This window comes from Luteimicrobium sp. NPDC057192 (genome assembly GCF_042670205.1).
GTDB lineage: Bacteria > Actinomycetota > Actinomycetes > Actinomycetales > Cellulomonadaceae > Luteimicrobium.
In genome coordinates, this window is the sequence record NZ_JBHUWD010000060.1 from 1 (window position 1) to 16628 (window position 16628).

Consider the following 16628-nt stretch of genomic DNA (forward strand, 5'->3'; position numbering starts at 1 on the left):
AGATACCGAGCCCGGGTCGGTATCTCGGCCGGCTCTCGGTATCTCGCGGGCAGGCGCAGGCCCGCTCGCGGCGCGCGCGAGTCGCGCGTGGCCCCGACGGTTGCGGACCGCGTTCCGGGAGGTCGCACGGGTCGTCCTGCCCGTGGAGTGCCCCGGGTGCGGGGTCGTGGACGTGCCGCTGTGCGCGGCGTGCGCGGGCCTCCTGGGACGTCCGCGCCGGTGCGAGGACGGTGCGCCGCGCCTCGACCGGCTCGACGGCCTGCCGGTGCTGCCGGTGTGGGCGCTCGCCCCGTACGCCGGTCCTGTCCGTGGGCTGGTCGTCGCCTGGAAGGACCGCGGGCGCGCGGACCTGGCGCGGCCGCTCGGCGACGCGGTGGCCCGGGCCGCGCGCGAGCTCGCGGGGCCGCTGCGGCGCGCCCTCGGTGGAGCGCGCGGGGACCCCACGGGCGGCGGCCGCGGGCCGGGGCTCGTCGTCGTGCCGGCGCCGTCGACGTGGGCGGCCCGGCTCGAGCGCGGCCGGGTGCCGGTGCGCGAGCTCGCGGTCCGGGCGGCCGAGGCTCTCGGCTCGTCGGGCCTCGACGCCGAGGTGGTGGACGCGCTCGCCGAGCGCCGGGGCCGCGACCAGGTGGGTCTCGGTGCGCGCGCCCGGGCGGCGAACGTGCGCGACAGGGTCCGCGCCCGCCGGTCCGCGGCGCGGTGCGCGGGGAGGCCCGTGCTCCTCGTCGACGACGTCCTCACGACGGGCGCCACGCTCGCGACCTGCGAGGCCGTGCTGGCCCGCCGCGGCGTCGTCGTGGTGGGCGCCCTGGTCCTCGCGGCGACGCCCCGACCTGCCGACCGGACGCCCCGCCGGCCGACGTGAGCCGCACCACCCCGGTTCACCCTGGACGGACGAGGCGGCCCCGCGACGTGCCGCGCCCGCCGGGCTAGGGTGGAGACGAGCCCCAGGTCCGGGACCACCGGCACCGCGGGACGCCGCGAACGGCGGCGCGCCCCAGGTGTCGGGCCGGACGCCGAGCCCGAGCGTCGGGAGGTGATGCCCCACCTGGCACCCGGTGCGGTGCCCGAACCCGTTTCGAACCCGACGCGCCGCCGCCGAGAAGAGGCCGGCGGGCGTCCATCCTCACGGAGGCTCACATGGAGATCGTCGTCGTCGGCCGTCACACCGAGGTCGCGGACCGCTTCCGCCAGCACGCGGAGGACAAGCTCGCGAAGGTGGAGCAGCTCGCCCCGACCGCGCAGCGCGTGGACGTGGAGGTGACGCGGGAGAACAACCCGCGGCTCGCGAGCGTGCGGGAGCGCGTGGAGCTCACGGTGCGCGACAAGGGGCCCGTGGTCCGGGCGGAGGCGGCCGCTGACGACCGCTTCGGTGCCCTCGACCTCGCCCTCGACAAGCTCTCCGAACGCCTGCGTCGCGCGCGCGACCGGCGCAAGGACCACCGCCAGCACCAGGTGACGCCCCCCGTCGACGTGCGGCCGCCGTCGCAGATCCCCGAACCCGAGGTCCCGGTCCCCGCACCGGCGCCCCCGGAGCACCCGGGTGACTCCGTCGAGCGCGAGCTGGGCGACTCGCCCGTGGTGATCCGCGAGAAGCTCCACCAGGCGAAGCCCATGTCGGTGGACGACGCGCTCTACGAGATGGAGATGGTCGGCCACGACTTCTTCCTCTTCGTCGACAGCGAGACGAAGCGCCCGTCGGTCGCGTACCGCCGGCACGGCTGGACGTACGGCGTGGTGCAGCTCGACACCTCGTGCGACTGCGCGTGACACCAGCGGCCTGAGCGCCCGTCCGACGCCCTCTCCGCGGTCCGCCGCGGGGAGGGCGTCGGCATGTCGGTGGCGCGCGGCAGGCTGGGCAGGTGGCTCCCGAGACGATCACCATCGCCCAGGCCCGCCGGACGGCTCTCGCGGCGCAGGGGCTCGCCCGGCGGCGTCCCGACCGTCCCGGCGCGCGCGTCACGATGGCGGGCGTCCAGCGCGTGCTCGACCGCCTGCAGGTGCTCCAGATCGACTCGGTCAACGTGCTCGCGCGCGCCCACCTCGTGCCGCTCTACGCCCGCCTCGGCCCCTACGACGTCGGGCTGCTCGACCGCGCGTCGGGCCGGTCGCCGCGCCGGGTGGTCGAGGCGTGGGCGCACGAGGCCTCCTACGTCCCGGTCGACCTCTTCCCGTCGTTCGGGTTCCGCCGCGCGTCGTTCGAGAAGGAGGCGTGGGCCAACGTCCGGTCCGTGGTGCACCAGCACCCCGACGTCGTCGACCGCGTGCGCGAGGTCGTGCGCGACGCCGGCCCGGTCACGGCCAGCCAGGTGCAGGAGCTCTTCGAGCACGAGCACCCCCGCACGCGCGACGCGTGGGGGTGGAACTGGACGGTCGCCAAGCGGGCGCTCGAGCTGCTGTTCTTCACGGGCGAGGTCCTCCCGGCGCGGCGCAACGCGGCGTTCGAGCGCTGCTAAGACCTGGCCGAACGGGTTCTGCCGCGGGCGGTCCTCGCGACCCCGACGCCGCCGCCCGAGGACCAGGTGCGCCGGCTGGTCGCGATCGCCGGGCGGGCGCACGGCGTCGCGACACGCCGCGACCTCGCGGACTACTACCGGGTGCGCGGCCCGCTCGTCGACAAGGCGATCGAGGACCTCGTCGAGGAGGGCACGCTGCGGCCCGTGACCGTGCGGGGCTGGGACGCGAAGGTGTGGGCGCACCGCGACGCGACGTTCCCGCGGGTCGTCGATGCCCGGACGCTGCTGAGCCCGTTCGACCCGCTCGTGTTCGAGCGCAGCCGGCTCGAGGAGCTCTTCGGGATGCGGTACCGGATCGAGATCTACGTCCCGGCCGCGAAGCGCGTCCACGGCTACTACGTGCTCCCGTTCCTCCAGGGCGACGCGATCACCGCGCGCGTCGACCTCAAGGCCGACCGCGCGGCCGGCGTCCTGCGCGTGCTCGCCGCGCACGACGAGCCGGGCGCCCGGCCCGACACCGCCTCCGAGCTGGCGGCGGAGCTCACGGTCCTCGCGGGGTGGCTCGGGCTGGGCGCGGTGGTGGTCGAGCCCGTCGGTGCGCTCGCGCCGGCGCTGGCCGCCGCGACCCGCTCGGCCGACGCGGCGGGCGAGGCGCTCGCGGTCTGAGGCGGCGGCGTCGGGCGCGCGGTTCGCCCTGGGGGAACGCGCAGAGGCCGCCCAGGCTTTGCGCCTACGATGGGTGCTCGGTGCACCCTCGTGGTGGAGGGCGCCGCGCCCGGTCGCCCGACCGGGGTCCCACCGAACGGAGACGTGCGTGCCTGCGATTGTCGACAAGGTCCTGCGCATCGGCGAGGGCCGGATCCTCAAGAAGCTGAACGGACTCGCCCAGCAGATCAACCGGCTCGAGCCGAGCTTCACCGAGCTCACCGACGCCGAGCTGCGCGAGGAGACCGACCGCTTCAAGGAGCGGCTCGCGGCGGGGGAGACCCTCGACGACCTGCTCCCCGAGGCGTTCGCCGCGGTCCGGGAGGCCGCGCGACGGACCCTCGGGCAGCGGCACTTCGACGTCCAGCTCATGGGCGGCGCGACCCTGCACATGGGCAACATCGCCGAGATGAAGACCGGTGAGGGCAAGACGCTCGTCGCGACGGCGCCCGCGTACCTCAACGCGCTCACCGGCAAGGGCGTCCACGTCATCACGGTCAACGACTACCTGGCCGAGTACCAGAGCGACCTCATGGGCCGCGTGTACCGGTTCCTGGGCCTGACGACCGGCTGCATCCTCACCGGCCAGACGCCCGCCGAGCGCCGCGAGCAGTACGCGGCCGACATCACGTACGGCACGAACAACGAGTTCGGCTTCGACTACCTGCGCGACAACATGGCGTGGGGCACCGAGGAGCTCGTGCAGCGCGGCCACCACTTCGCGATCGTCGACGAGGTCGACTCGATCCTCATCGACGAGGCGCGCACGCCGCTCATCATCTCGGGGCCGTCGTCGGGCGACGCGAACCGCTGGTACACGGAGTTCGCGCGCGTCGCGCGGCGCCTGACCAAGGACGCGGACTACGAGGTCGACGAGAAGAAGCGCACGGTCGGCGTGCTCGAGCCGGGCATCGAGAAGGTCGAGGACTACCTCGGCATCGACAACCTGTACGAGTCGCTCAACACCCCGCTCATCGGCTTCCTCAACAACGCCATCAAGGCCAAGGAGCTGTTCAAGCGGGACAAGGACTACGTCGTGCTCAACGGCGAGGTCCTCATCGTCGACGAGCACACGGGCCGCATCCTGCCCGGCCGCCGGTACAACGAGGGCATGCACCAGGCGATCGAGGCGAAGGAGGGCGTCGAGATCAAGGCCGAGAACCAGACGCTCGCCACGATCACCCTCCAGAACTACTTCCGCCTGTACGAGAAGCTCTCGGGGATGACCGGTACCGCCGAGACCGAGGCGGCCGAGTTCCAGGGCACGTACAAGCTGGGCGTCGTGCCGATCCCGACGAACCGCGGCATGCAGCGCATCGACCAGCCCGACCTCGTCTACAAGAACGAGGAGGGCAAGTTCGGGGCCGTCGTCGATGACATCGTCGAGCGGCACGCCAAGGGCCAGCCCGTCCTCGTCGGCACGACGAGCGTCGAGAAGTCCGAGCTGCTGTCGAACCTGCTGAAGAAGCAGGGCGTCCCGCACGAGGTCCTCAACGCCAAGCAGCACGAGCGCGAGGCGCGCGTCGTCGCGCAGGCCGGCCGCAAGGGCGCCGTCACGGTCGCCACGAACATGGCCGGGCGCGGTACCGACATCATGCTCGGCGGCAACGCGGAGCACATGGCGGTCGACGCGCTCGCGCAGGCGGGCCTCGACCCCAACGAGACCCCGGAGGAGTACGAGGCCGCGTGGCCGGCCGCGCTCGAGAACGCGAAGGCCGCCGTCGCCGCCGAGCACGAGGAGGTCACCGACCTCGGTGGCCTGTACGTGCTGGGCACCGAACGCCACGAGTCGCGCCGCATCGACAACCAGCTCCGCGGTCGTTCCGGCCGTCAGGGCGACCCGGGCGAGTCCCGGTTCTACCTGTCGATGCAGGACGACCTCATGCGCCTGTTCAACTCGGGCCTCGCCGAGTCGATGATGAACCGCGCCGGCTTCCCGGACGACGTCCCGCTCGAGTCGAAGATGGTCACGCGCGGCATCCGCAGCGCGCAGTCCCAGGTCGAGTCGCGCAACTTCGAGATCCGCAAGAACGTCCTCAAGTACGACGACGTCCTCTCCCGTCAGCGCAGCGTCATCTACGACGAGCGCCGCCGCGTGCTCGAGGGCGAGGACCTCGAGGAGCAGGTGCAGCACTTCATCCGCGACGTCATCACGGCGTACGTGGACGGCGCGACGGCCGAGGGCCAGCCCGAGCAGTGGGACCTCGACGCGCTGTGGACCGCCGTCCGCGCGGTCTACCCCGTGTCGATCACGCCGGCTGAGGTCGTCGAGCAGGCGGGGGAGATCCACCACCTCACGCGCGACCTCATCCTCACCGAGATCCTCTCGGACGCCGAGTACGCGTACAAGGCGCGCGAGGAGGAGCTCGGCGAGGAGAACATGCGCCAGCTCGAGCGCCGCGTGACCCTGTCGGTCCTGGACCGCAAGTGGCGCGAGCACCTCTACGAGATGGACTACCTCAAGGAGGGCATCGGGCTGCGCGCGATGGCCCAGCGCGACCCGCTCGTCGAGTACCAGCGCGAGGGCTACCAGCTCTTCCAGGCGATGACGGACGCCATCAAGGAGGAGACGGTCTCGTTCCTGTTCCAGCTCGAGGTGCAGGTCCAGGCCGCCGAGGAGATCACCGTCGGCGGTGCGCCCGTGGCGGCGGAGCCCGACCCGCAGGTCGAGGCGGAGCTCGAGGCCGCGGCGGCGGAGCTTGCCGCGCTGGACGACCCGACGAGCCCCGAGGCCCAGGCGCTGGACGTCGAGGCGGCACGCGAGCTCGAGGCGGAGCGGCAGTCGGTGGCCTCCGCCCCGGCGCCGTCGGCTCCCGCGGCCGGCCGCCTCGTCGGCAAGGGCCTCGACGCCCCGGAGCGCCCGGCGAACCTGCAGTACACGTCGCCCTCCGACGACGGCTCGACGAGCACCCGCGGTGACGCCTCGGCGGCGCGCAAGGCGCTGCACGGCGAGGCCGGCACGCCCGAGTCGGACGGCCGGACGTTCCCCGGAACCCCGCGCAACGCGCAGTGCCCGTGCGGGTCGGGCAAGAAGTACAAGCTCTGCCACGGCAAGAACGAGGAGTGATCCTCGCCCTCCGGGCGTGACGACGGGCGTCGGGACCTGCGGGTCCCGGCGCCCGTCTCGTGTTTTCCCGATGGCAACGGTGTCGGGTACGGTGGTTGAAGCGTCAACCTCTCGACCGCCCCGCGCTCGGCGACCGATGAGCCCTCCCGCACCGACGTCCCCCGCCTCCTCGTGGTTCGCGTCCCGGCACGCGTGCAGGGCCCCGCCGCGCGACGACGGGCGGACCGACCGCGCCCACGACCCGGAGGACCGATGACCGAGCTGCCCCTGCGGACCTGGAACGACCTCGTGATCCCCGCCCCGGGCGCGTACCACCTCGACACCGAGCACATGCGCCTGGGCTTCAACGCCACGCACATGATGATCAGCGCGGTCCGGGGGGAGTTCCGGACGGGCAGGGCGAGCGTCGTCGTCGGGGAGGACCCGCTCGAGTCCACGGCGACGGCGAGCCTCGACTCGGCGTCGATCGACACCGACAACGCCGAGCGCGACGGCCACCTGCGCAGCGGCGACTTCCTCGACGCGGACGCGCACCCGACGATCGACTTCCGGTCCACGGGGATCTCGTGGCCGACCGTCAAGCCCGACCCCATGCTCTCGTGGGCCCGCCTGCGCCGTCACGACCCCGACCGCGCGGTCCTCCCCACGGTGAGGACGGCCCCGCGCTTCCGGCTCTTCGGCGACCTCACGATCCGTGGGACGACCCTGCCCGTCATGCTCGACGTCGAGTACGGCGGCGCGCGCCGCGACGTCTACGGGCGCGACATCTTCGGGTTCTCCGCGAGCACGCAGATCAACCGCGAGGACTTCGGCCTCCTGTGGAACGTCGTGCTCGAGGCGGGCGGCGTGCTCGTCGCGAAGACGGTCAGGCTGGAGCTCGCGGGGGAGTTCATCCGGTCCGACGGCATCACGACGCGCGGCTGACGCCACGGTTGCTCGGGCGCCCCTCAGCCGATCTCGAGCGCGACCACGCGCCACTGGCCACGGTGCGCCTCGACGCGCAGGGCCGCGGCCCGCACGCGGTCCACGTCCTCGACGACGACGCTCGCCTCCGCGGCCGTCGCTCCCAGCCGGACCACGCGCGCCCGCCGGACGAGCGCGGGCCGTGGCACGCGGTTCGGTCGCGGCAGGCCGCGAACCAGGCCTGCTCGGGTCGTGAGCGCCTCGAGGACGGTCGGGCTGACCCACCGGGCGAGCTGGGCGACGGGGCGGTCGCCGCGCACCGCCTCGACGGCCCCGCGCACGACGGCGCAGCACAGGCGGGTCGGGTCGGGCAGGACCGCGGGCTCGCTGCCCGCCGCGGGTCCGGTCGGCGACCCGGGCGCGGTGCCGGCGTCGATCCTCCGCGCACGGTCGGCGAGCTCGTCGAGGTCGGCGACGACCCGCGGCCCGCTGACCCGCACGAGCGGCACCACGGGCACCGGATCGGCCTCGAGGAGGTCGCCGCGGCCCGGCGCGGGGGTGGCCCGGACCCGCGGCCCGGCGGCCGCGACCTGAGCGGAGGTGCGCCCGTGGGTCCGCGTCGCTCGGCCGGGGCGGCGTGGCGGGGCGCCGTGCGAGGGGGCGGTCCGTGCGGGGTCGGCGGCTGGGGCGAGGACGGTCATCGCGGGCTCCTTGGGTGCGGGGTTCTCGGGTGCGGGCGCGGGGTCGGTGACGGGTCGGCCGTCGGGGCGGGCGCGGCCCGTGGCGCGGGTCATGCGGGCTCCGGTGCGACGAGCACGGTGCCCGGCAGGAGCAGGTCGGGGTCGGCCCCGACGGCGTCGCGGTTGGCGTCGTACCAGCGCGGCCAAGCGCGGGCGATCTCGGCGTCCGTGGCGTGCGGGCCGAGGTGCGCGGCGGCGATGTCCCAGAGCGTGTCGCCATGGCGGACGGTGACCTCGGTGCGGTCGCCGGCCGGTGCCGGTGCGACGCGAGCTGCCGGGTGCGCCGCGCTCACCGTCCGCGGTGTGCCCCCGTCGGTTGCGCCGCCGCCGCTTGCCGCGAGAGGCTGCCACCCGAGGTCGAGCGCGTCGCCGTGGGCGCTCGCACCGGTGCCCGCCTCGGCCGCCGCCCGTGCCGCGGGCGCGGCGGCGGGTCTCGCGCCGTCGTCGGACGCCGCAGTGAGGTCGTGCCACCCCAGGTCGAGCCCGACCGCGGGCCCGACGGCGCCCGGACGGTCCGCGGCCGGGCCGCCGTCGGCGCCCGTGGCCGCGTGGTCGTGCGCCAGCACGGCGGCGGGCGCCGCCATGGCTGCGGGGGCCGCGATCGCGGCGGCGGTGCCGGCCAGTGCGACGCCGGCACCGAGGCTCATCCCGACGCCCGCGCCGACCGCCCGGCGTGCGAGCCCCCGGACCACGGCGGGAGCACGGTCGGCCACGACCCGGCGCAGGCGGGGGAGCGGGCGCCCGGCGCGTGCGGCGAGGACGTAGCCGAGGGCGAGCAGCGTGTGGACGGTGAGCCGCGCCGCGACGACCGCGCCGACGAGGAGGATCGGGACCGCCACGAGCCGCTCGATCCCCAGGACGTCGAGGCGTGACGCGAGGCTGAGGTCGCTCCCGAGGGCGGGCTCCACGAGCCCGGTCGACACGACGACGAGCCAGACGGCGAGGGCGGGTGCTGCCAGCGCGAGCCCGAGGAGGGCCGCGAGCGCGCCGAGCGCGCGGGCGTGCGACGGGGTCTCCTGTTCGGCGCCGGTGTCCTGCCGTGCTGCTCGGCCCATGTCCCTCGCCCTCCGACTGCTGGTGTGATGCAGTTTGGTGTCGTTTGATATCGACTGGGCTCGATCAAACCCGAATGGGTCACGCTGGTCAAGGGTCGTGTTCGGCATGTGGACGACGGCGACCGGGAGATCCGTTACTCGGGCACCCTGTGGCGCGTGCGCTGGGACGACCTCTTCGACGACATGGAGGCGCAGCTCGCCGCGATGGCGCGGAGCGAGCTCGACGCCCGGGTCGAGGACCTCACGCGCGCCGAGCACGCGGCGGTGCCGCTCGCGGCGCGGGTGCGTGCGTCGGGCGGCACTGCCGTGACCGTCGCGCTCGACGACGGCACCGTGGTCCGCGGTCGCATCGCGTCGGCCGCCGAGCAGTGGTTCGAGCTCCAGGAGGGCGTCCGCCGCCATCTCGTCCCGCTCCACGCGGTCGCGTGGGTGCAGGGCGTGGGCGCGCTGGCCGCGCCCGGGGCCGGCGTCGTCGAGCGGCGGCTCGGGCTGCCCTCCGCGCTGCGCGCGCTCGCCCGCGACCGCGTGCGGGTGCTCGCGCTCACGCGTGCCGGCACCGTCGCCGGACGCGTCGCCCGGGTGGGCAAGGACTACGTCGAGCTCGACGACGCCGGAACCCCGGGCGGCTCCGTCGGCCCCGACCTCGGCGGGTGGGGCGCGGGCGCCGGACGGCCGTCGTCGACGGCGGTACCGCTCGACCGCGTGCTCTGCATCAGCGAGGTGGTCTGACCGGATGGCAGGGCTGCAGGGGGACGCGCGTGACGGGTCAGCCGCGCTCCTCGAGCGTGCCTGCGTCGATCCGGGCGCGGGTCTGCGCGTACATGCGCTGGATGTACTCCTCGAGCACCGTCGCCTCGACCCGCCACTGGCCCCGGCCGCCGACCTGGATCGCGGGCAGCTCGCCCGAGCGGACGAGCGCGTACGCCTGGGCCGAGGAGATGTTCAGCACCTCCGTCACGTCCGCGAGCGTGAGGAACCGGGTAGCCATGACCTGAGTCTGGCACGCCGACCTCGCCCGGACCGGGTTGTCCACAGATCCACCGGCGACCCCCCGACCGACCCGTCGCGCACGAGAGACTGCGTGCGGGTCGGGCGGCCGCGACCGGGCCCGACCGGCTGTCACCCGACCCTCCCTCACCCCGCCCACCCTTCCCAGGAGACGGACCGACGATGACGACGACCCTCCGGCCGACCCTCGAGCCGCTCCCGACCCCCGTGACCCCACGTCTGCGGCGCCCCACCTGGCGCGACCCGCGCCTCCTCGTGGGGTGCGCCCTCGTCGCCGGCTCGGTCGCGCTCGGCGCGACCGTCGTCTCGTCGGCGCGGGACACGGCACCCGTCTACGTCGCCGCGCACGACCTCGTCCCAGGCGACCCGGTCGAGGCCTCCGACCTGCGCGTCGTCGACGTGAACCTCGGCGGCGAGGCGAGCCGCTATCTCGCCCCCGAGGGGGACGGGTTGACCGCCGGGTCCGTCGCGACCTCCGTCGTCCGGTCCGGCGAGCTCGTGCCGCGCACGGCGCTCGGCAAGGAGTCCGACGTGACGGTCCGCGCGGTCGCCGTCCCCGTGTCCGGCACGCTGTCCGACCGCGTGCGCACCGGGTCGACCGTGGACGTCTGGTTCGTCCCGAAGGCGGCCTCGGGCACGGTCGTCGCAGGGGGCGCCGACGACGCCGGCGCGCCGCGGCGGCTCACCCAGGGCGCGGTCGTCGCCCAGGTCGACGAGCCCGGCTCGAGCCTCGTCGTCGGCGGCCAGACGACCGTCCAGGTGCTCGTCCGGCCCGGCGACCTGCCGGCCGTCCTCGCCGCGCTCGCCGCGGACGGCACGGTGACCGTCGTCCCGGGCGGCGCGAAGTGAGCGCGCTCCCCGACGGCACCCCGGTCCCCGTCCTCTGCGCGGTCCGCGGGCCCGCGGAGGCCGGCGTCGCCACGACCCTCGCGGCGGACCCGGGGACCGTCGTCGTGCGTCGCTGCGCGGACGTCGCCGAGCTGCTCGCCGCCGCCGCTGCCGGCCTCGGCGCCGTGGCCGTCGTCTCCGGCGACCTGACCGGGCTCGACCGTGCCGCCGTCGCCGCCCTCCACGAGGTCGGCGCGAGGGTCGTCGTCCTCCACGACGACGTTGCGCACGAGGAGCAGCGCGTCCGTGCGCTCGGCCCGGACCGGCTGCTCGCCCTCGCCGCGGCGCTCGCGGACGGGACCACGCTGGTCTCGACCGTCCGGGACGCGCTGCGCGACCCCGCCCGGCCCGAGACGGGGGCGCTCCCCGAGCTCGACGACGCCCCGGTAGTCCGGCGCTCGGGCAGCGTGGTCGCCGTCTGGGGCCCGACGGGGGCGCCGGGCCGGTCGACCGTCGCGGTGAACCTGGCCGCCGAGCTCGCGGGCGCCGGACGTCGGGCGGGGCGTCGTCGGGGCGCGCCCGAAGGCCCGGACGTCGAGGTGCTGCTCGCCGACGCCGACACCTACGGCGGGGTCGTCGCCCAGCTCCTCGGGATGCTCGACGAGTCCGTCGGGCTCGCCGCGGCGTCCCGCGCCGCCGCCCAGGGCGTGCTCGACGCCGTCGCGCTCGCCCGGGTGAGTCCCTACGTGCTCGCGCGGCTGCGGGTGCTCACCGGCATCACGCGACCCGCGCGCTGGGTCGAGCTGCCGGCGTCGTCGCTCGACGTCGTGTGGGAGCGGGCGCGGGAGGTCGCCGACGTCACCGTCGTCGACTGCGGGTTCTCGCTCGAGCACGACGAGCTCCTCACCTACGACACCCGTGCCCCGCAACGTAACGCCGCCACCCTGTCCGCGCTCGCCGCCGCGGACGTCGTGGTCGTCGTCGGCGGCGCCGACCCGGTGGGGATCCAGCGCCTCGTGCGCGGGCTCGGGGACCTCGACGACGCCGGCGTGCTCGCGCCCCGCGTCGTCGTCGCGAACCGCGTGCGCGGGCGCGCGTCGGGCAGCCGTCCCGCGCAGGCCGTCGGCGACGTCCTCGCCCGGTACGCGGGCGTCGACGCGCCGATCCTGCTGCCCGACGACCCCGCGGCGTGCGACCGCGCCGTCCTCGAGGGGCGGGTCGTCGCGGAGTGTGCCCCGTCGTCGCCTGTCCGGTCCGCGCTCACCACTCTCGCGAACGCCGTCCGTGCGCTCCTGCCCGTTCCGGCCGCCGAGACGGGCGGGCCTGTCGGCGGGCCGGTACGACGCGAGGCGCTCGAGCGGGCACACTGAGGCCATGCGCCTGTACGTGCCCGCGACCCGCGACGACCTCGACTCCGTGACCACGACGACGACGCGGGCCACGTGGCCGATCGGGCCGCGTGTCGCGCACGCCGTGACCCCGGGCCTCCGGGCAGAGCTGCCCGACGAGGACGACGAGGGCCTCGAGTACGCCGCGTGGCTCGCCGCCGCCGACGACTCGCTGGGGCTCGTCCTCCAGGGCGCTACGTCGCCGCTGCGCGTCGTGGTGACCGTCGAGGTGCCGGGCGGCGTCGTGGGCGACGCACTCGTCTCCGGGGACGACGTGTCGCCCAGCACCGTCCAGGTCACCGACGACGTCGTCGCGCAGGTCGTGTGCGCGCACGTGGACGAGACCGACGCCGGCCCCGACGTGCTCAAGGTCGGGCAGGTCGCGGAGGCCGACCTCGACGATGCGCTCCAGGCCGTCGTCGACCGGGACCTGCTCTGGTACGACTGGACCGAGCTCGCGCACGCCCCGCGCTGACCGCCGGTGCCCCGCGCGGGCGACTACCTCGCGGTCAGTCGCCCAGGTAGTCGAGCGCGGCGTCGTGCAGGTGGCCGTTCGAGGCGATCGCGTTCCCGCTGAACGGTCCGGGCTTACCGTCGAGGCCGGTGAACCGGCCGCCGGCCTCGGTGACGATCGGGACGAGCGCGGCCATGTCGTAGAGCTCGAGCTCGGGCTCGGCGGCGACGTCGACGGCGCCCTCGGCCACGAGCACGTAGGACCAGAAGTCGCCGTAGGCGCGGGTTCGCCAGACGGTGCGGTGCAGGTCGAGCATGGAGTCGAGCCGGTCGCGCTCCTCCCAGCCCGTGAGGCTCGAGTAGGACAGCGACGCGTCCTCGAGCTCCGTCACGCCCGAGACCTGCAGCCGGGTCGCCGCGGACAGGGACTTGCCCGTCCACGCGCCCGACCCCTTCGCCGCCCACCAGCGCCGCCCCAGCGCGGGCGCCGACACGAGCCCGGCGACGACCTCGTCACCGTCGACGAGGCCGATCAGCGTCGCCCACACGGGCACACCACGGACGAAGTTCTTGGTGCCGTCGATCGGGTCGAGGATCCACCGCCGCGGCGACGACCCCGTCGCCCCGAACTCCTCGCCCAGGATCGCGTCGCGGGTGCGGGCCCGCTCGAGCGTCGACCGGATCATCCGCTCGGCGTCGCGGTCGGCGTCGGAGACCGGCGTGCGGTCCGGCTTGGACTCGACGTGCAGGTCGAGCGCCTTGAACCGGGACATCGTGTGCTGGTCGACCTGGTCGGCGATCACGTGCGCCAGACGTAGGTCGTCGTCGTAGCGGGTCATGAGGACAACGTAGTGGTGCCGCGCGGTCGCCGGTCGCAGCGCGCGCCGGACAGGTGCCGCTGCCGCGGGTGGTGACCCCTGTCCACCGACGGTGACGCTGGGTTCGCCGACGGTGACGTTGCGTTCGCCGACGGTGACGTTGCGTTCGCCGACGGTGACGTTGCGTTCGCCGAGGGTGACGCTGGGATCGCCGACGGTGACGCTGGGATCGCCGACGGTGACGCTGTGTTCGCCGAGGGTGACGCGCGGGGTTGGGTTCGCGGGCGGGTGCGGCGAGCTGGTTCGGGCTGTCGTGCTTCGGCCCTGGGGGCCGTGCGCACTCCTTGACGCCCTTCACCACCTCCCCTCACCCACCCGCTCGGTCGTCGTCTGGCGCGTCCGCACGTCGAGTATGCGATCAGCCACGTCGTCGCGCGCCGAGCATGGGGACATCACCATGGTCGGCGCCAGCCCCCGGTCGCTGATCGCTGGCTCGGCGCGGCGGTCGGGACCCGAACGTCACCGTCGGCGAGGGCTGCGTCACCGTCGGCGAACGGAACGTCACGGTCGGCGAACGGAACGTCACCCTCGGCGAACAGAACGCCACCGTCGGCGAACGGGACGTCACCGTCGGCGAACGGGACGTCCCGTCGGCGAACAGAACGTCACCCTCGGCGGACATCACCGTCGCGCTCGGCGCGAGCGGGAGCTTCGGGAGGTGTTCCGGCGCGGGGCCTCAGTCCCGCTCGCCCGACGCCCGCGCGACCACGAGGCGCCGGAACGACGCGAGCCGGGCGGCACGGGCGTCGCGCGTCGTGTCGTCGGGCGCCTCGGCCACCCAGTCGTCGAGCGCGCAGTCGGGGGCGTCGGCGAGGTGCGTGCACCCCCGCGGACAACGGTCCACGGCGACGGCGTCGAGGTCCTCGAACGCCCGGAGCACGCGGTCGACCTCGACGTGCGCGAGCCCGAACGACCGGATGCCGGGGGTGTCGATCACCCAGCCGCGGTGCTCGCCGGGTGCGAGACCGCCGTCGGGCGCGGGGAGGCGGAGGGCCACGGCGGAGGTGGAGGTGTGGCGGCCGCGGCCGGTGACGTCGTTGACGTGCCCGGTCGCCCGCCCGGTCCCGGGGACGAGCGCGTTGACGAGGGTCGACTTGCCGACCCCCGAGTGCCCGAGGAGCACGGAGACCCTCCCCGCGACCGCGTCCCGGAGCGTGCCGACGCCGACGATCGCGCCGTCGGCTCCAGGTCCCCGGTGCGTCACGACGACGCGCACCCCGATCGGCTCGTACAGGTCGCGCAGCTCGTCGGGGCTCGCCAGGTCCGCCTTGGTGAGGCAGAGGAGGACGTCCATCCCGGCGTCGTACGCGGCGACGACGGCCCGGTCGATGAACCCCGTCCGCGGCTCGGGCTGGGCGAGGGCCGTGACGATGACGAGCTGGTCGGCGTTCGCGACGACGATCCGCTCGTAGGGGTCGGTGTCGTCGGCGGTGCGCCGCAGCACGGTCCGGCGTTCTCCGATCCGCACGATCCGGGCGAGCGTGCCCTCGTCGCCGCTCGTGTCCCCGACGACGTCGACCCGGTCCCCGCAGACCACCCGGTCGCGCGTGAGCTCGCGCGCCTTCATGGCGAGCACGGTCCGCTCGTCGGGACCGTCCTCGTCGAGCAGGAGCGTGTACCGGCCGCGGTCGACGGCGGTCACCATCCCGGGCGCGGCGTCCTCGTGGGCAGGGCGTTGCTTGGTCCGGGGTCGGGTGCCGCGGCGCGACGGGCGCGACCGGACGTCGGACTCGTCGAGGACGCGCCGACCCACGGCCTCAGTCCCGCCCGCCGGGCGCGTCGACCGCGCCGAGCATCCCGGACCACAGCCCCGTGAAGCCCGGCAGCGTCTTGGCGGTCGTCGAGACGTTCTCGACCTCCACGCCGGGCACGCGCAGCCCGACGAGAGCCCCGGACGTCGCCATCCGGTGGTCGGCGTACGAGTGCCAGACGCCGCCGTGCAGCGGCGCGGGCGTGATGACGAGGCCGTCTCCGGTCTCCTCGCAGCCGCCCCCGAGCGCGACGATCTCGGCACGCAGGGCGGCCAGCCGGTCGGTCTCGTGCCCGCGGAGGTGCGCGATGCCGCGCAGGCGGCTGGGGGAGTCGGCGAGGGCGGCGAGCGCCGCGATCGTCGGGGCGAGCTCGCCGGCGGGGGCGAGGTCGACGTCGATGCCGTGGACGGTGCCGTCGCCCGTCACGGTGAGGACCCCGTCGTCGAGCGTGCAGCGGCCGCCCATGCGGGCCAGGAGGTCGGGGACGAGCGCGCCGGGCTGCGTGGTCTCGGCCGGCCATCCGGGGACACGGACCGAGCCGCCCGCGACGAGGGCCGCGGCGAGGAACGGCGCGGCGTTCGACAGGTCGGGCTCGACCCGGACGTCGCGCGCGGCGATCGTGCCGGGCAGGACCCGCCACGTCGGGACGTCGCCTGCGCCGCCGCCGAGCCCCGAGACCTGGACCTCGACGCCCACCTCCCGCAACGTCAGGACGGTCATCTCGATGTGGGGCAGCGAGGGCAGGTGCGCGCCCACGTGACGGACGGTCAGACCGTCGTCGAACCGCGCGCCCGCGAGCAGCAGGCCGGACACGAACTGGCTCGAGGCGGACGCGTCGACGTCGACGGCTCCGCCCCGCACGCCGCCCGCGCCGGTCACGGTGAAGGGCAGCCGTCCGCGGCCGCCGTCGTCGACGGTCACCCCGAGCTGGCGCAGGGCACCGAGCACGGGCGCCATGGGGCGGATCCGCGCGGCCTCGTCGCCGTCGAACCGGACGGCGCCGGTCGCGAGCGCGGCGACCGGAGGGAGGAAGCGCATGACGGTGCCGGCGAGCCCGCAGTCGACGGCGGCGTCGCCGTGCAGCGGCTGGGGTGTGACGCCGATGGTCGACCCGTCCACGTCGACCCGGACGCCGAGGGCACGGAGCGCGGCGACCATGAGGTCGGAGTCGCGGCTGCGCAGTGCGCCACGCAGGACACCCGGGCCGTCGGCGAGCGCCGCGAGCACGAGCAGGCGGTTGGTCAGCGACTTGGACCCGGGGACCTCGACCGTGGCGTCGAGCGGCTCGCTCGCGACAGGTGCGGCCCAGGGTGCGTCGTCGGTCGGCAAGGCGGTCAGCGGCGCGGTCCCGGGGGTCGTCATGTCCTCAGGCTAGCGGCCCGCGGGCGCACCGGACCGG

Annotated in this window: 14 protein-coding genes and 1 pseudogene; 9 read left to right on the top strand and 6 right to left on the bottom strand. The window is 75.2% G+C overall.

Annotation, left to right across the window (positions count from 1 at the left end; genetic code table 11):
• Positions 1–166: 166 nt before the first annotated feature.
• The 5 genes and pseudogenes from ACFT5B_RS19030 (at position 167) to ACFT5B_RS19050 (ending at position 7149) form a co-directional block, all read left to right on the top strand.
• A complete protein-coding gene (locus ACFT5B_RS19030) occupies positions 167–862 on the top strand; it encodes a ComF family protein (RefSeq protein WP_386800756.1) in 696 nt (231 codons plus the stop codon).
• A 275-nt stretch (positions 863–1137) separates the two neighbouring features.
• Positions 1138–1767: a ribosome hibernation-promoting factor, HPF/YfiA family gene (gene hpf / locus ACFT5B_RS19035; protein WP_386800757.1), complete on the top strand. Its 630-nt coding sequence runs from the start codon at positions 1138–1140 to the stop codon at positions 1765–1767.
• A 194-nt stretch (positions 1768–1961) separates the two neighbouring features.
• Positions 1962–3119 (top strand): annotated as a pseudogene (locus tag ACFT5B_RS19040) (winged helix-turn-helix domain-containing protein).
• A 148-nt stretch (positions 3120–3267) separates the two neighbouring features.
• Positions 3268–6225: a preprotein translocase subunit SecA gene (secA, locus tag ACFT5B_RS19045; RefSeq protein ID WP_386800758.1), complete on the top strand. Its 2958-nt coding sequence runs from the start codon at positions 3268–3270 to the stop codon at positions 6223–6225.
• A 252-nt stretch (positions 6226–6477) separates the two neighbouring features.
• Positions 6478–7149 (top strand): YceI family protein, encoded by a 672-nt coding sequence (locus ACFT5B_RS19050; RefSeq protein WP_386800759.1) that lies wholly within the window; start codon positions 6478–6480, stop codon positions 7147–7149.
• Between the two features lie 23 nt (positions 7150–7172).
• Here ACFT5B_RS19050 and ACFT5B_RS19055 read toward each other — a convergent pair whose 3' ends face one another.
• Both ACFT5B_RS19055 and ACFT5B_RS19060 read right to left on the bottom strand, forming a co-directional pair.
• Positions 7173–7922 carry an Rv3235 family protein gene (locus tag ACFT5B_RS19055; RefSeq protein WP_386800760.1) on the bottom strand — a complete coding sequence of 250 codons (750 nt, stop codon included), beginning with the start codon at positions 7920–7922 and terminating at the stop codon, positions 7173–7175.
• Positions 7919–8923 carry a LysM peptidoglycan-binding domain-containing protein gene (locus ACFT5B_RS19060; protein WP_386800761.1) on the bottom strand — a complete coding sequence of 335 codons (1005 nt, stop codon included), beginning with the start codon at positions 8921–8923 and terminating at the stop codon, positions 7919–7921. Before ACFT5B_RS19060 ends, ACFT5B_RS19055 begins: the two co-directional genes overlap by 4 nt.
• A 108-nt stretch (positions 8924–9031) precedes the next feature.
• On the opposite strand from ACFT5B_RS19060, the gene ACFT5B_RS19065 reads away from it, so the two are divergent.
• Positions 9032–9652: a hypothetical protein gene (locus ACFT5B_RS19065; protein ID WP_386800762.1), complete on the top strand. Its 621-nt coding sequence runs from the start codon at positions 9032–9034 to the stop codon at positions 9650–9652.
• A 37-nt stretch (positions 9653–9689) separates the two neighbouring features.
• On the opposite strand, the gene ACFT5B_RS19070 is transcribed toward ACFT5B_RS19065, so the two are convergent.
• A complete protein-coding gene (locus ACFT5B_RS19070) occupies positions 9690–9911 on the bottom strand; it encodes a helix-turn-helix domain-containing protein (RefSeq protein ID WP_386800763.1) in 222 nt (73 codons plus the stop codon).
• A gap of 182 nt (positions 9912–10093) precedes the next feature.
• Between ACFT5B_RS19070 and ACFT5B_RS19075 the strand changes: the two genes are divergently transcribed.
• Genes ACFT5B_RS19075 through ACFT5B_RS19085 form a run of 3 tightly spaced genes read left to right on the top strand, consistent with a single transcriptional unit; the run spans position 10094 to position 12622 of the window.
• A complete protein-coding gene (locus tag ACFT5B_RS19075; protein WP_386800764.1) occupies positions 10094–10780 on the top strand; it encodes an SAF domain-containing protein in 687 nt (228 codons plus the stop codon).
• Positions 10777–12129, top strand: a complete 1353-nt coding sequence (locus ACFT5B_RS19080; RefSeq protein ID WP_386800765.1) for a CpaE family protein — start codon at positions 10777–10779, stop codon at positions 12127–12129. The genes ACFT5B_RS19075 and ACFT5B_RS19080 overlap by 4 nt, the downstream gene beginning before the upstream one ends.
• A 4-nt stretch (positions 12130–12133) precedes the next feature.
• A complete protein-coding gene (locus tag ACFT5B_RS19085; RefSeq protein WP_386800766.1) occupies positions 12134–12622 on the top strand; it encodes a DUF6912 family protein in 489 nt (162 codons plus the stop codon).
• A 34-nt stretch (positions 12623–12656) separates the two neighbouring features.
• Here ACFT5B_RS19085 and hisN read toward each other — a convergent pair whose 3' ends face one another.
• From hisN to aroA, 3 genes are all read right to left on the bottom strand, one after another.
• A complete protein-coding gene (gene hisN / locus ACFT5B_RS19090) occupies positions 12657–13439 on the bottom strand; it encodes a histidinol-phosphatase (RefSeq protein WP_386800767.1) in 783 nt (260 codons plus the stop codon).
• 715 nt (positions 13440–14154) lie between these two features.
• The gene (gene rsgA / locus ACFT5B_RS19095) at positions 14155–15231 is read right to left on the bottom strand and encodes a ribosome small subunit-dependent GTPase A (RefSeq protein WP_386800768.1); all 1077 of its coding nucleotides are present in this window, start codon (positions 15229–15231) and stop codon (positions 14155–14157) included.
• Positions 15232–15235: 4 nt separating this feature from the next.
• Positions 15236–16591 (bottom strand): 3-phosphoshikimate 1-carboxyvinyltransferase, encoded by a 1356-nt coding sequence (gene aroA / locus ACFT5B_RS19100; RefSeq protein WP_386800769.1) that lies wholly within the window; start codon positions 16589–16591, stop codon positions 15236–15238.
• Positions 16592–16628 lie beyond the last annotated feature (37 nt).